Origin of the sequence: Mesorhizobium sp. B2-1-8 (assembly GCF_006442545.2) — a bacterium.
Lineage (GTDB): Bacteria > Pseudomonadota > Alphaproteobacteria > Rhizobiales > Rhizobiaceae > Mesorhizobium.
Map to the genome: position 1 here is coordinate 3,865,525 of NZ_CP083952.1, position 13,246 is coordinate 3,878,770.

General features: G+C 61.5%; 15 protein-coding genes. 13 read left to right on the plus strand and 2 right to left on the minus strand.

The window, feature by feature from the left end:
* The first annotated feature begins 208 nt into the window (after positions 1-208).
* Positions 209-3,010, plus strand: coding sequence for a DNA gyrase subunit A (gene gyrA / locus FJ970_RS18885; RefSeq protein WP_140757520.1), 2,802 nt, complete (start codon positions 209-211; stop codon positions 3,008-3,010).
* Positions 3,011-3,078: 68 nt separating this feature from the next.
* Here the strand turns inward: gyrA and FJ970_RS18890 are convergent, their stop codons facing one another.
* The gene (locus FJ970_RS18890) at positions 3,079-3,231 is read right to left on the minus strand and encodes a hypothetical protein (protein WP_084636784.1); all 153 of its coding nucleotides are present in this window, start codon (positions 3,229-3,231) and stop codon (positions 3,079-3,081) included.
* Positions 3,232-3,426: 195 nt separating this feature from the next.
* Between FJ970_RS18890 and coaD the strand changes: the two genes are divergently transcribed.
* From coaD to tgt, 7 genes are read left to right on the plus strand one after another with little or no spacing between them, the layout of a single operon-like run.
* A complete protein-coding gene (coaD, locus tag FJ970_RS18895; RefSeq protein ID WP_140757519.1) occupies positions 3,427-3,927 on the plus strand; it encodes a pantetheine-phosphate adenylyltransferase in 501 nt (166 codons plus the stop codon).
* A gap of 17 nt (positions 3,928-3,944) precedes the next feature.
* A complete protein-coding gene (locus FJ970_RS18900) occupies positions 3,945-4,532 on the plus strand; it encodes a peptidylprolyl isomerase (protein ID WP_140757518.1) in 588 nt (195 codons plus the stop codon).
* 26 nt (positions 4,533-4,558) lie between these two features.
* On the plus strand, positions 4,559-5,071 hold the full coding sequence (locus tag FJ970_RS18905; protein ID WP_015317720.1) for a peptidylprolyl isomerase: 513 nt from the start codon (positions 4,559-4,561) through the stop codon (positions 5,069-5,071).
* A gap of 12 nt (positions 5,072-5,083) precedes the next feature.
* Entirely contained in the window at positions 5,084-5,533 is a 450-nt protein-coding gene (locus FJ970_RS18910; RefSeq protein WP_140757517.1) for a DMT family transporter, read from the plus strand.
* Between the two features lie 6 nt (positions 5,534-5,539).
* Positions 5,540-6,628, plus strand: a complete 1,089-nt coding sequence (gene queA, locus FJ970_RS18915; protein WP_140757516.1) for a tRNA preQ1(34) S-adenosylmethionine ribosyltransferase-isomerase QueA — start codon at positions 5,540-5,542, stop codon at positions 6,626-6,628.
* On the plus strand, positions 6,618-6,887 hold the full coding sequence (locus FJ970_RS18920; protein ID WP_140757515.1) for a hypothetical protein: 270 nt from the start codon (positions 6,618-6,620) through the stop codon (positions 6,885-6,887). Before queA ends, FJ970_RS18920 begins: the two co-directional genes overlap by 11 nt.
* On the plus strand, positions 6,880-8,010 hold the full coding sequence (tgt, locus tag FJ970_RS18925; protein WP_140757514.1) for a tRNA guanosine(34) transglycosylase Tgt: 1,131 nt from the start codon (positions 6,880-6,882) through the stop codon (positions 8,008-8,010). Before FJ970_RS18920 ends, tgt begins: the two co-directional genes overlap by 8 nt.
* 19 nt (positions 8,011-8,029) lie before the next feature.
* On the opposite strand, the gene FJ970_RS18930 is transcribed toward tgt, so the two are convergent.
* Positions 8,030-8,449: a DUF4864 domain-containing protein gene (locus tag FJ970_RS18930; RefSeq protein WP_140757513.1), complete on the minus strand. Its 420-nt coding sequence runs from the start codon at positions 8,447-8,449 to the stop codon at positions 8,030-8,032.
* Between the two features lie 247 nt (positions 8,450-8,696).
* Between FJ970_RS18930 and FJ970_RS18935 the strand changes: the two genes are divergently transcribed.
* The 5 genes from FJ970_RS18935 (at position 8,697) to FJ970_RS18955 (ending at position 13,156) form a co-directional block, all read left to right on the plus strand.
* Entirely contained in the window at positions 8,697-8,933 is a 237-nt protein-coding gene (locus FJ970_RS18935) for an Lrp/AsnC family transcriptional regulator (RefSeq protein ID WP_010909609.1), read from the plus strand.
* Between the two features lie 171 nt (positions 8,934-9,104).
* Positions 9,105-10,517 (plus strand): circularly permuted type 2 ATP-grasp protein, encoded by a 1,413-nt coding sequence (locus tag FJ970_RS18940; RefSeq protein WP_181178405.1) that lies wholly within the window; start codon positions 9,105-9,107, stop codon positions 10,515-10,517.
* A gap of 135 nt (positions 10,518-10,652) precedes the next feature.
* Positions 10,653-11,594, plus strand: coding sequence for an alpha-E domain-containing protein (locus FJ970_RS18945; protein WP_140757511.1), 942 nt, complete (start codon positions 10,653-10,655; stop codon positions 11,592-11,594).
* A gap of 7 nt (positions 11,595-11,601) precedes the next feature.
* Complete coding sequence (locus FJ970_RS18950; RefSeq protein WP_140757510.1) at positions 11,602-12,393, plus strand: transglutaminase family protein; 792 nt, start codon at positions 11,602-11,604, stop codon at positions 12,391-12,393.
* A gap of 31 nt (positions 12,394-12,424) precedes the next feature.
* Positions 12,425-13,156: a peptidase gene (locus tag FJ970_RS18955; protein ID WP_140757509.1), complete on the plus strand. Its 732-nt coding sequence runs from the start codon at positions 12,425-12,427 to the stop codon at positions 13,154-13,156.
* The last annotated feature ends 90 nt before the right edge of the window (positions 13,157-13,246 follow it).

A 13,246-nucleotide genomic window follows, 5' to 3' on the forward strand; every position in this document is an offset into this window, starting at 1 on the left:
CGCTCGCTGCTTTCGACTGGGGGAAACGGTCCATTGCCGGCTTTTGCCTTACTGGCGGCGAAAGCGCCGTGGCCATATCGTCGCAATTAGTGGTATCCTTTTGAAATTACCACTAAAAATGACACTGGAAAAGTGCCGCGGACATTGGAGTTTCAGCCTCGCTTCCTATATAAGCAGCGAGTGATTCCTGTTTAGATTGTGATCCGATTTGACCGACCAAAAGACACCGCGCGGCGCCGACGGCGGCCCCACCGGCATCGAACCCATCTCCATCATAGAGGAGATGCAGAGTTCTTATCTTTCTTACGCCATGAGCGTGATCGTCAGCCGTGCGTTGCCCGATGTCCGCGACGGCCTGAAGCCGGTGCACCGTCGCATTCTCTATGCGGCGCATGAGAGCGGCTACCACTGGAACCGCAAATATGTGAAGTCGGCGCGTCCGGTCGCCGACGTGATGGGTAAATACCATCCGCATGGCGACGCCTCGATCTATGACGCCTTGGTACGCATGGCGCAGGACTGGTCGTTGCGCGTGCCGTTGATCGACGGGCAAGGCAATTTCGGCTCGATCGACGGCGATCCGCCGGCCGCGATGCGCTATACCGAATCGCGCCTGACCAAGGTCGCGCATGAGCTGCTGGAGGATATCGACAAGGATACCGTCGATTTCCAGGACACATATGATGCCTCGGACACCGAGCCGAAGGTTCTGCCGGCGCGCTTTCCCAATCTGCTGGTCAACGGCTCGGGCGGCATTGCCGTCGGCATGGCCACCAACATCCCGCCACACAATCTCGGCGAAGTCTGTAACGCCGCCATCGCCGTCATCGACAATCCGGCGATCGACCTGCCGGCGCTGATCGAGATCATTCCGGGCCCCGATTTCCCGACCGGCGGCATCGTGCTTGGCCGCTCCGGTATCTACAGCGCCTATTCCACCGGCCGCGGCTCCATCGTCATGCGCGGCAAGGTCAACATCGAACAGCGCGGCAACGACCGCGAATCGATCATCATCACCGAGGTTCCCTATCAGGTGAACAAGGCCTCGATGATCGAGAAGATGGCCGAACTGGTGCGCGACAAGCGCGTCGAGGGTATTTCCGACATCCGCGACGAAAGCGACCGTCAGGGTTATCGTGTCGTCATCGAGCTCAAGCGCGACGCCGTCGCCGACGTCGTCCTCAACCAGCTCTACCGGTTCACCCCGCTGCAGACGTCTTTCGGCGCCAATATGGTGGCGCTGAACGGCGGCAAGCCGGAACTGCTGAACCTGACCGACATGCTGACGGCGTTCGTCACCTTCCGCGAGGAGGTGATCAGCCGGCGGACAAAGTTCCTGCTCCGCAAGGCGCGCGACCGCGCCCATGTGCTGGTTGGTCTGGCAATCGCCGTCGCCAACATCGATGAAGTGATCAAGCTTATCCGCACCGCGCCGGATCCGCAGACGGCGCGCGAGCAGTTGATGGAGCGGCGCTGGCCCGCGGGTGACGTCGAATCGCTGATCCTTCTGATCGACGATCCGCGCCACCGCATCAACGAGGACGGTACCTACAATCTGTCCGAGGAACAGGCGCGCGCCATCCTCGAACTGCGCCTGCAGCGCCTGACCGCGCTCGGCCGCGACGAAATCGCCGATGAGTTGAACACGATCGGCGACGAGATCAAGGACTACCTCGACATCCTGTCGTCTCGCGCGCGCATTCAGCAGATCGTCAAGGACGAGCTCGCCGCCGTACGCGACGAGTTCGGCACGCCACGCCGCACCGAGCTCACCGACGGCGGCGCGGACATGGAAGACGAGGACCTGATCCAACGCGAGGACATGGTCGTGACGGTGAGCCATTCCGGCTACATCAAGCGCGTGCCGCTTTCGCTCTACCGGGCGCAGCGCCGCGGCGGCAAGGGCCGCTCCGGCATGTCGACCAAGGAAGAGGATTTCGTCACCCGGCTGTTCGTCGCCAACACGCACACGCCGGTGCTGTTCTTCTCCTCGCGCGGCATCGTCTACAAGGAAAAGGTCTGGCGCCTGCCGATCGGCAATCCGCAGTCACGCGGCAAGGCACTGATCAACATGCTGCCGCTGGAGCAGGGCGAGCGCATCACCACGATCATGCCGCTGCCCGAGGACGAGACGAGCTGGGGCGAACTCGACGTGATGTTCGCCACCACGCGCGGAACCGTGCGCCGCAACAAACTGTCCGACTTCGTCCAGGTCAACCGCAACGGCAAAATCGCCATGAAGCTGGAGGAGGAGGGCGACGAGATCCTCGGCGTCGAGACCTGCACCGACAATGACGACGTGCTTTTGACCGCCAGCTCCGGCCAGTGCATCCGCTTCTCGGTCGGCGACGTGCGCGTCTTCCAGAGCCGCAACTCGGTCGGTGTGCGCGGCATCACCATGGCAGACACCGACCGCATCATCTCAATGTCGGTGATCGAGAATGTCGATGCGCCGCCGGCCGAACGCGCCGCCTATCTCAAGCGGGCGGCGGCCGAACGGCGGCTTGCCGCCGGTATCGCCGCCGGTGAAGAGGAAGAGATCGCGCTGACCAACGAAGAGGTCGGCGAGGAGACGGAGCTTTCAGACGAACGCTACGAGTTCCTCAAGATGCACGAACAATACGTGCTGACAGTGACTGAATATGGCTACGGCAAGCGCTCTTCGTCCTATGATTTCCGCCTGACCGGGCGTGGCGGCAAGGGCATCCGAGCCACAGATGTCTCGAAGACGGCCGAAATCGGCCGTCTGGTGGCAACTTTCCCGGTCGGCAACGACGATCAGATCATGCTGGTTTCGGACGGCGGCACCGTCATTCGGGTGCCCGTCAACGGCATCCGTTTCGCCAGCCGCGCCACCAAGGGCGTGACCATCTTCAACACGGCTGAAGGTGAAAAGGTGGTTTCGGTCGAGCGAATCTCGGAGCCGCAATCGGACGAGGAAGTGGAGGAGGCCGTCGAGGATGGCGCGGAGCCCAATTCGACGACTGACGGTCCGGATAGCGCCGAATAGCTCCTGGGGCGGGTTTGACATAGCAACGCCGGCCTAGTCGCCGGGCGCGGCAGCAAGTCAATACTGACTTAGTAGTGACGATACGGCTTGCGCGAGCCGAAGCCTTCGAAGCGCTTGGTGGTTGCCTTGACGCGGATGCGCTGTGCCTCCTGATGCAGCCCGAATACTGTGGCGATCAGCATGGCGACGGTCATCGCTGTGGCGAGCATGTAGATCAGCATGTGCGTGTTCTCCTGCGTCTTACCAACGGATATATGGGAGTTTGGTTTCATCTTATTAAGGGTGGAACCTAGTGAACGCTGCGTGAAGGCTTCGTGATCAGCGTATTCATCTGTCGTTCATGTGCCGGAAAAGGTTCACGGGCCGCCTGCTGATCGGATTTGCCTTTGTGAGAGAGGCTCGCTAGAAGCTCCCGCATGACCGAACGCATCGCCCTATATGCCGGCTCATTCGACCCGCTGACCAACGGCCATCTCGATGTGCTGAAAGCATCGCTGGCGGTTGCCGACATCGTTTATGCCGCCATCGGCATTCATCCGGGCAAGAAGCCGCTGTTCTCCTTCGAGGAGCGGGTGCGGTTGATCGAAGCCGCCACGAAAGCCGAATTCGGCCGCGATGGCGCCCGCATCAAAGTGGTTGCTTTCGATGGGCTGGTGATCGATGCCGCCAGAAGAGAAGGCGCATCAATCATGATCCGCGGTTTGCGCGATGGCACCGACCTCGACTACGAAATGCAGATGGCCGGCATGAACGAAACCATGGCGTCGGAGCTGCAGACGGTTTTCCTGCCCGCCAGCCCGTCGGTGCGAACCATTACCGCCACACTTGTGCGCCAGATAGCCTCGATGGGTGGCGACATCCGCCCCTTCGTGCCGGCGGCGGTGGCCGGTGCGCTCACCGCAAAATTCGCGAAATAAGCTCGGAGAAAATCCTCATGCAGCTCAAAAGGCTCGCCTCATTCTTTGTTGTGCTCGCCGGTCTTTTGACCGCGTCCGTTTCGGCCTATGCCGCCGACCCGGAAAACACCATGATCATCACGCTGAAAGATGGCGACGTGACCGTCGCGCTGCGCCCCGACCTGGCGCCCAAGCATGTTGCCCAGATCAAGAAGCTGGTGCGCGATCATGCCTATGACAATGTCGCTTTCCATCGCGTCATCGACGGCTTCATGGCGCAGACCGGCGACGTCAAGTTCGGCAACATGGAGAAGGGTTTCAATGCGCAGGCCGTCGGCACCGGCGGCTCGGACCTGCCCGACCTGCCGGCCGAATTTTCGCAGACCGAGCACTACAAGCGTGGCGTGGTCGGCATGGCCCGCTCGCAGGATCCGAATTCCGCCAATTCGCAGTTCTTCATCATGTTCGCACCGGCACCGCCGCTCGATGGCCAGTACACCATCGTCGGCAATGTCGTCAGCGGCATGGACCTGGTGGACAAGATCAAGAAGGGCGACGAGGCGGACAACGGCACGGTCACCGAGCCCGACCGGATGATCAAAGTGCGCATCGCCGCTGACAAATAATTCAATTTTTCAAAAGGATATCTGACATGGCTGAGATCAAGGATCGCGAGAACGCGCTCATCATGGAAACGACCAAGGGCAAGGTCGTCATCGAACTGTTTCCCGATTTGGCCCCCGGCCATGTCGCCCGCATCAAGGAACTGGCGCGCGAAGGCGCCTATGACGGCGTCGTCTTCCATCGCGTCATCGAGGGCTTCATGGCGCAGACCGGCGACGTCAAGTTCGGCAATTCGAGCAAGCCCTCGTTTGCGCCGTCGCGCGCTGGCATGGGCGGCTCTGAAAAGCCTGACCTGAAGGCTGAATTCTCCAACGCGAACCACGGGCGCGGTACCTGCTCGATGGCTCGTTCGCAGAACCCGAACTCGGCCAACTCGCAGTTCTTCATCTGCTTCGACGATGCCGCTTTCCTCAACCGCCAGTACACGGTCTGGGGCCAGGTCATCGAAGGCATGGACAATGTCGACAAGATCAAGCGCGGCGAGCCTGTGCAGGATCCCGACAAGATCGTGTCGCTGAAGGTCGCGGCAGACGTCAAGTAAGGCGAAACGACAATGATGGGCGTCGTCTGGTCGCTTCTCGGCATCCTGTCCGGCGCCTTCATTGCCATTCAGGCGCCGATCAACTCGCAGCTTGCACGCGGCCTGGGTCTTCCTGTCGCGGCGGCCGCGTTTTCATTCCTGTCGGGCGCGGTCGTGCTTGGCATCATCTCGGTCACGGTGGTGAAGCTGCAAGGCATATCGCTCGACTGGAAGGCGCCGGCGCCGTGGTTGTTCGTCGCCGGCGGCATGCTCGGCGGCTTCTATGTCACGCTCTCCACCATCCTGACGCCACGCATCGGTGCCGCCGCCCTGATGGCGTTCCTGGTGGCCGGTCAGTTGATCGCCGGCATGCTCATCGACCGCGTCGGCTTCCTTGGCGTCGCGGTGCGTGAAATCTCGCTCGGCCGGATCGCCGGCGCGGTGCTTCTGCTGGCCGGAGCGCTGCTCGTTCGGCTGTTTTGATTCCCGATGCGCGTCGACCTCTTTGATTTCGACCTGCCGGAGGAGCGTATCGCGCTTCGCCCGGCGGAACCGCGCGACAGCGCCAAAATGCTCGTCATCAAGCCGGGCGAGGAGCTGGAGGACCGGACGGTTGGCGATCTGCCGTCCTTGCTCGGCGCCGGCGACGTGCTGGTCTTCAACGACACCATGGTCATTCCAGCGCAGCTGAAGGGCATCAGGCGGCGCGGCGAAGCACAAGCGCAGGTCGAGGCCACGCTGCACATGCGCATGGCTCCTGACCGTTGGCTAGCGTTCATGCGGCCGGGAAAGCGCATCGCCGCCGACGACCGCATCCATTTCGGCCATGACGGCAATTCCTGTTTCCTCGGCCAGCTCGACGCCACCGTGATCGAAAAAGGCGAGGGCGGTGAAGCGCTGCTCGGCTTTGATCTATCCGGGCCTTTCCTCGACGAAGCGCTGCACGCGGTCGGCCACATTCCGCTGCCGCCCTACATCGCCTCGAAGCGCGACGACGACGAGCGCGATCGTGCCGATTACCAGACCATCTATGCCAGGGAAGAGGGTGCGGTAGCGGCACCCACCGCGGGCCTGCATTTCACACCGGAACTTTTCGCGGCGCTGGATGCCAAGGGCATCGAACGCCACTTCGTCACGCTTCATGTCGGCGCCGGTACGTTCCTGCCGGTGAAAGCGGACGACACCGCCGACCACAAGATGCATGCCGAGATCGGCTCGGTCAGCGCGGCGACCGCCGAGGCGCTCAACGCCGCGAAGGCGAGGGGCGGGCGCATCGTTGCCGTCGGTACGACCTCGCTGCGCCTGCTGGAGAGCGCGGCGCGTGAAGACGGCACGCTGGCGCCATGGTCCGGACCGACCGACATTTTCATCACGCCCGGTTACCGCTTTCGCACCGCCGACATGCTGATGACCAATTTCCATCTGCCGCGCTCGACATTGTTCATGCTTGTCTCGGCCTTCAGCGGCCTCGACACGATGCGTGCCGCCTATGCGCATGCCATCGCGAACCGTTACAGGTTCTACTCCTATGGCGATGCAAGCCTGCTTTACCGAGCGGAGATGAGCGATGGACGATGATCTGCAAACCCTCGATCGCGAAAGCCTGATCGCGGAAGTGAAAAAGCTGCGCGCCGGCATTCGCGCGCACCGCGATACATCAGGCCACGATCTGTGCTGGCATCACCCCGATCTGTGGGACCTGCTGCCTGAGAAGACCCAGCCATCGATCGCCGTGCCGCCATGGCCCAAATTCATGCGAGGCTGCATCCGGTACCGTCAATCGCTCGACAGGCAGGCGCCGGATGCGCCGGTCCACGACAAGGAATTCAATGACTGAGACGTTCAGCTTCAAGGTGCTGGCGACCGATGGCAAGGCGCGGCGCGGCCTGATCGACATGCCGCGCGGCGAAATCCGCACGCCGGCCTTCATGCCGGTCGGCACCGGTGGCACGGTCAAGGCCATGTACATGGACCAGGTGCGCGGCGTCGGCGCCGACATCATCCTTGGCAACACCTATCACCTGATGCTGCGGCCCGGGGCCGAGCGCGTGGCGCGGCTCGGCGGTCTGCACGAATTCGCCCGCTGGCCGCACCCGATCCTGACCGACAGCGGCGGATTCCAGGTGATGTCGCTGTCGACGCTGAGGAAGCTGACCGAGAAAGGCGTCACCTTCCGTTCGCACATCGATGGCGCGGCCTATGAAATGTCACCGGAGCGCTCCATAGAAATTCAAGGATTGCTCGATTCCGACATCCAGATGCAGCTCGACGAATGCACGGCGCTGCCTGCCGAGGTGAAAGAGATCGAGCGCGCCATGGAACTGTCGCTGCGCTGGGCGGAGCGCTGCAAGACGGCGTTCGGCGACCAGCCAGGCAAGGCGATGTTCGGCATCGTGCAGGGTGGCGACAACGCCGCGCTCAGGGTGCGCTCGGCGCAGGCGCTGAGCGCGATGAACCTGAAGGGCTATGCTGTCGGCGGCCTGGCTGTCGGCGAGCCGCAAGCGGTGATGCTCGATATGCTCGACATCACGTGCCCGGAACTGCCCGACAACAAGCCGCGCTACCTGATGGGCGTGGGCACGCCGGACGATATCCTGAAATCGGTGGCGCGCGGCATCGACATGTTCGACTGCGTGATGCCGACGCGAGCCGGCCGGCATGGTCTCGCCTATACCAGGCGCGGCAAAGTCAATCTGCGCAACGCCCGCCACGCCGACGATCCGCGCCCGCTCGACGAAGAGAGCGATTGCCCCGCGGCGCGCGACTATTCGCGTGCCTATCTGCACCATCTGGTGCGCTCGCAAGAGGCGCTCGGGGCGATGCTGCTGACCTGGAACAACCTTTCCTACTACCAGAAGCTGATGCAGGACATCCGGGCCGCGATCGAAGCGGGCAGCTTCGAGGCACGCGGCGCGGAGATCAGCGAAGGCTGGGCGAGGGGCGATATCCCGGGGGTGTAACGCTCCGACGCTGCAGCATTCACGTGCTCAGCGAATTCGACGCCCGCAGGCTGCAGCCGGTGATCTGGAACGTGCCGTCGGGCTGTTGCTGTAGCGTGTAGACCGCCTCGTAGTCCTTGCCGTCGGGGCCGACGATCAGCACCTGCTGGACGATCGAACCCGGGCCCCTCTGCTCGACCTTGCCGAAAGAGTAGGACTGTGGCCTGCGCACAGGCGGATAGCCGTTGATCACCATGTTCATGAAGGCGTCGACGGTCGGGAATACCTGCTTCACATTCGGGGCGGCGAAGCTGTAGGCCTTGGCGCCGTCATTGGCGACGAGGGCCTTCAATTGACCGTCGATGACGGCCTGGCCAGCCTTGATCTCGGCATCGCCGGCAAACGCCTGGGAAACCAGCATGAGCGAAACGAATGCGAATGCGAAAAAGCCGCGGCGCATGGCCTGTCTCCACCGTCCCTTCGAAAAGCCGCCTCCAGAAACGCTGTTCCAGGAGGCATCCTAACATATGGGTGACGGTGCTTCACGGTTTCAGAGGCGCCAATGATGGACCCCGAGGGAGAGAGCGTGTGCTGCGCGAGGCCGTTGCCAAAGCAGGTGCCCGGCCAAGTGCGCATTCCAACGCTTGAAAGGCCGCCTCCAGTCTGCCAGAAGGGCCGCTGGACCTGGAAGTTAGCGGGACGAAGCCATGAAGGCGTTTTTCGTGCAGATCAAATGCGAGCTGGGCAAATCCTATGAGGTTGCCAGCGCGCTTGCCGACGCCGAGATCGCCTCGGAAATCTATTCCACCGCCGGCAATTACGATCTGCTCGCCAAATTCTATGTCGACGATGAGGAAGACGTCGGCCATTTCGTCAACGAGAAGGTGCAGATTCTTCCCGGCATCAAGGACACGTTCACCGTCGTCACCTTCCGCGCCTTTTAGCAGCGCGAGGCATTTGCCCGGGCATGAGGCAAAGCCTGATCAAGCTCATATTTTAGCTGCCTCAATTTTAAGCAGCCGCAACATACTGATCGTCCGCATCTCCCAAATCACCGATTGCGCTTGATTTTCTCCGACGACGCCAGTGAAATGGCGTCACAGGGGAGTATGCGATTGGCCGCGTTCGATGAAATGCTTCCGGAGGTCTCCGGACTTAGAAGACCATATTCGGCTTACGATCGCTGGCTGAAGGAGCAGGATCCAGCCAGACTTACCGAAAAGATGCAGGATGCCGAACGCGTCTTCCGCAAGACCGGGATCACGTTTGCGGTCTACGGCGAGCAGGAAGCATCCGAACGGCTGATCCCTTTCGATATCGTTCCCCGCATCATTTCAGGCAATGAGTGGCGCCGCCTGACGCAAGGCATCGAGCAACGCGTACAGGCGCTGAACGCCTTCCTCGACGACATCTACCATCGCCAGGAAATCCTTCGCGCCGGCCGCGTCCCCAGGGACCTGATCGCCAGGAACGAGGCGTTCCTCCCGGAAATGATTGGCGTGCGGCCGCCGGCCGGCGTCTACACCCACATCATCGGCGTCGACATCGTGCGTATCGGCGAGGACGAGTTCTACGTGCTGGAAGACAATGCGCGCACGCCGTCCGGTGTCTCCTACATGCTAGAGAACCGCGAAACGATGATGCAACTGTTCCCCGAGCTGTTCCAGAAGATCAAGGTGCGGCCGGTGGAGAATTATCCGCAGCTGCTGCGCCAGTCGCTGGCGGCGGTGCGGCCACAAGGCACCAAGGGCGCGCCGACCATCGCGGTTCTGACGCCCGGCAGTTTCAATTCCGCCTATTTCGAACACGCCTTCCTTGCAGATCAGATGGGCGTGCAACTGGTGGAGGGGCAGGATCTGCGCGTCGTCGACGGCCATGTCGCGATGCGGACGACCGAAGGCTACAAGCAGATCGACGTTCTCTACCGCCGCGTGGATGATTCTTTCCTGGACCCGCTGACCTTCAGGCCGGATTCGGCCCTTGGCATACCCGGCATCATGGATGTCTACCGCGCCGGCAATATCACCATCGCCAATGCGCCGGGAACCGGCATTGCCGACGACAAGGCGATCTATTCCTACATGCCGGAGATCGTCGAATTCTACACCGGCCGCAAGGCCATCCTCGGCAACATCCCGACATGGCGCTGTTCGGAGCCGGACAGCCTGAAATATGTGCTCGAACACATCCACGAGCTTGTGATCAAGGAAGTGCATGGTTCCGGCGGCTACGGCATGCTGGTCGGCCCGGCGGCGACCAAGAAAGAATGTCAGGATTTTGCCAAGAAGCTGCAGGCCAAGCCGTCTAATTACATCGCCCAGCCGACGCTCGCGCTCTCGACCTGTCCGATCCTGACTGAAAAGGGGCTGGCGCCGCGCCACGTCGACTTGCGGCCTTATGTGCTGGTTTCCGACCGCATCCAGATCGTGCCTGGTGGGCTGACGCGTGTCGCGCTGAAGGAAGGCTCGCTGGTTGTCAATTCCTCTCAGGGCGGCGGGACGAAGGATACGTGGGTGCTGGATGATTAAAATGGGTGAGTAGGGAATAGTCAGTAGTCAGTAGTGGAAGCAGAGGGGACAGGGAAATGCCATATTCCGTTGAAATTCAATCGCTTGCTATTCGCTGCTCGCTATTCCCTACTCACTAGCCCGAAGGGCCATTCCATGCTTCTCGGCCGCACCGCCAACGGGCTCTACTGGATGAACCGCTATATCGAGCGGGCGGAAAACATGGCGCGGCTGGTCGACGCCGGGCTGCGCATGGCGCTGACCCGCACCCAGAATGCGTCCGAGGAATGGAATTCGGTGCTGCTCAGCGCCGGCTCCGACGTCGCCTTCAAGCAGAAATACCCGGACTATACGGCGGCCAATGTCTCTGATTTCCTTTTGCGCGACACGTCGAACCCATCGAGCACGATGTCGTCGATCGAGACTGCCCGCAACAATGCGCGCATGGTGCGCACCGCGCTGACGCGCGAGACCTGGGAGAGCATCAACGAAGCCTGGATGGCGCTGAAACGGATGCTGGCGAGGCCGATCGACGAGCGCGACCTGCCCAACGTGCTCGACGCGATCAAGCGCGAGACCGCGCTGATCCGTGGCTCGTTCTACGGTACCATGCTGCGCAACGAGATTTTCGATTTCTCGCAGCTCGGCACCTATGTCGAGCGCGCCGACAACACCGCGCGCATCCTCGACGTGAAATACTACGTGCTGTTGCCGTCGATCTCATGGGTCGGCTCGACGCTCGACAACTATCAGTGGGAATCGATCCTGCGCTCGGTATCGGCGCATCGCTCCTACCGCTGGGTCTACGACGCCGACTACAAGCCGACCAATATCGCGGACTACCTGATCCTCAACGTCCGCATGCCGCGGTCGCTGACCTTCTGCTATCGCTTCCTGGCAGAGCATCTGAAGTTCCTCTCCGACGACTATGGCGAGCGCCATGCGTGTCACGCAACGGCGGAAAAGACGCAGGCAATGCTGAGGGCAGGGTCGATCAAGGATATATTCGACACCGGTCTGCATGAGTTCCTGGCCGGGTTCATCCGCGACAACACCAGGCTCGGCGACGAGATCGCGCAGGACTACAGGTTTTATTGAGGAAGCCATGCGGCTGAAAATCACGCACCGGACCGAATACCGCTACGACGCACCGGTGCAGTATTTGCTTCAGAGGCTGCGACTTCTGCCCATGAGCGGTCCGACCCAGACCGTGCTGTCCTGGGCGCTGAAGGTCGAAGGCGCGCGCGAGGAAGTGCGATTTTCCGACCATTTCGGCAACGATAACAGGCTGTTGAGCGTCGAAGGTGACCACGACTTCATCACAGTCGAAGCGTTGGGCGAGGTGGTGACGCGCGATACATCGGGCGTTTGCGGGCCGCATCAAGGCTTCGCGCCACTCTGGTTGTTCGCGCAGGAAACCGCTTTGACCACCATAGGCGGCGGCATCCGTGATCTTACCGAGGCAATCGGCAAGGGCAACGACCTCGAAAGGCTGCATCGGCTGATGGCCGCCATCGGCGAACGCGTCGCCTACACGCCGGGAACCACCAATGCGACAACCTCGGCCGAGGAGGCCTTGGAGCTGAAAACCGGCGTTTGCCAGGATCATAGCCACATTTTTGCCGCCGCCGCGCGCGCCATGGGATTTCCGGCCCGCTACGTCAGCGGCTATCTGATGATGGATGCGGTGGAGCAGGCGGCGAGCCACGCCTGGGCCGAAGCCCATGTCGCGGGCCTCGGTTGGGTTGCCTTCGATCCCGCCAACGGTATTTCTCCCGACGAACGCTATGTGAAGGTGGCCACCGGCCGCGACTACCGTGACGCTTCGCCGGTGTCGGGAATTCGGCTGGGACAGGCGGAAGAACTGCTTGCGGTCACCGTCACGGTAGAGCAGTAATCCCCCAGGGATTGCTGCCTTAAGAGATTCCATGACCTATTGCGTCGGCCTCAAGATCGATCGCGGGCTCGTGTTCATGTCGGACACGCGCACCAATGCCGGCATGGATTCGATCTCGACCTTCAAGAAGATGCATGTCTGGGAACAGCCTGGCGAGCGTGTCATCGTCTTGATGTCGGCCGGCAATCTGGCGACGACGCAGGCCGTGGTCAGCCTGCTCGACGAGCGCACCAAGGCGGTGACCGACCGGCACGAGAAGCTGCTCGAAACGCCGTCCATGTACCAGACGGTGCGGTTGGTTGGCGACACGGTGAAAGAGGTGATCGCGCAGTCGTCGCCCGCCGGCGAGAAGGCCGATTCCTATTTCAATGCCTCCTTCATCCTCGGCGGGCAGATCAAGGGCAGCCCGCCGCGCCTTTTCATGATCTATCCCGAAGGCAATTTCATCGAATCGACCGACGACACGCCGTTCTTCCAGATCGGCGAAACCAAATACGGCAAACCGATCATCATTCGCGCCTACGAAAAGACGATGAGCCTCGCCGCGACGGTGAAACTCCTGCTGGTGTCGTTCGATTCGACGTTGAAGTCGAACCTGTCGGTCGGCTTGCCTCTCGACCTGCTTTTCCTGGAACAGGACGCCTTTCAGGTCGGCCTGAAAAAGCGGATCGCCCAGGACGATCAGTATTACCGCACGATCTCCGACGGATGGTCGAATGCCCTAAAGACGGCTTTCGCCAGTTTGCCGGATTTTCCTGGCTAGTCCGCTGTTTCGCCATTTGACGGCGGTTGCAATTATTTCACATGTTAATTAATATCTGAAGAGCCGGCGGCAACCACCGGCAGCGAAGGA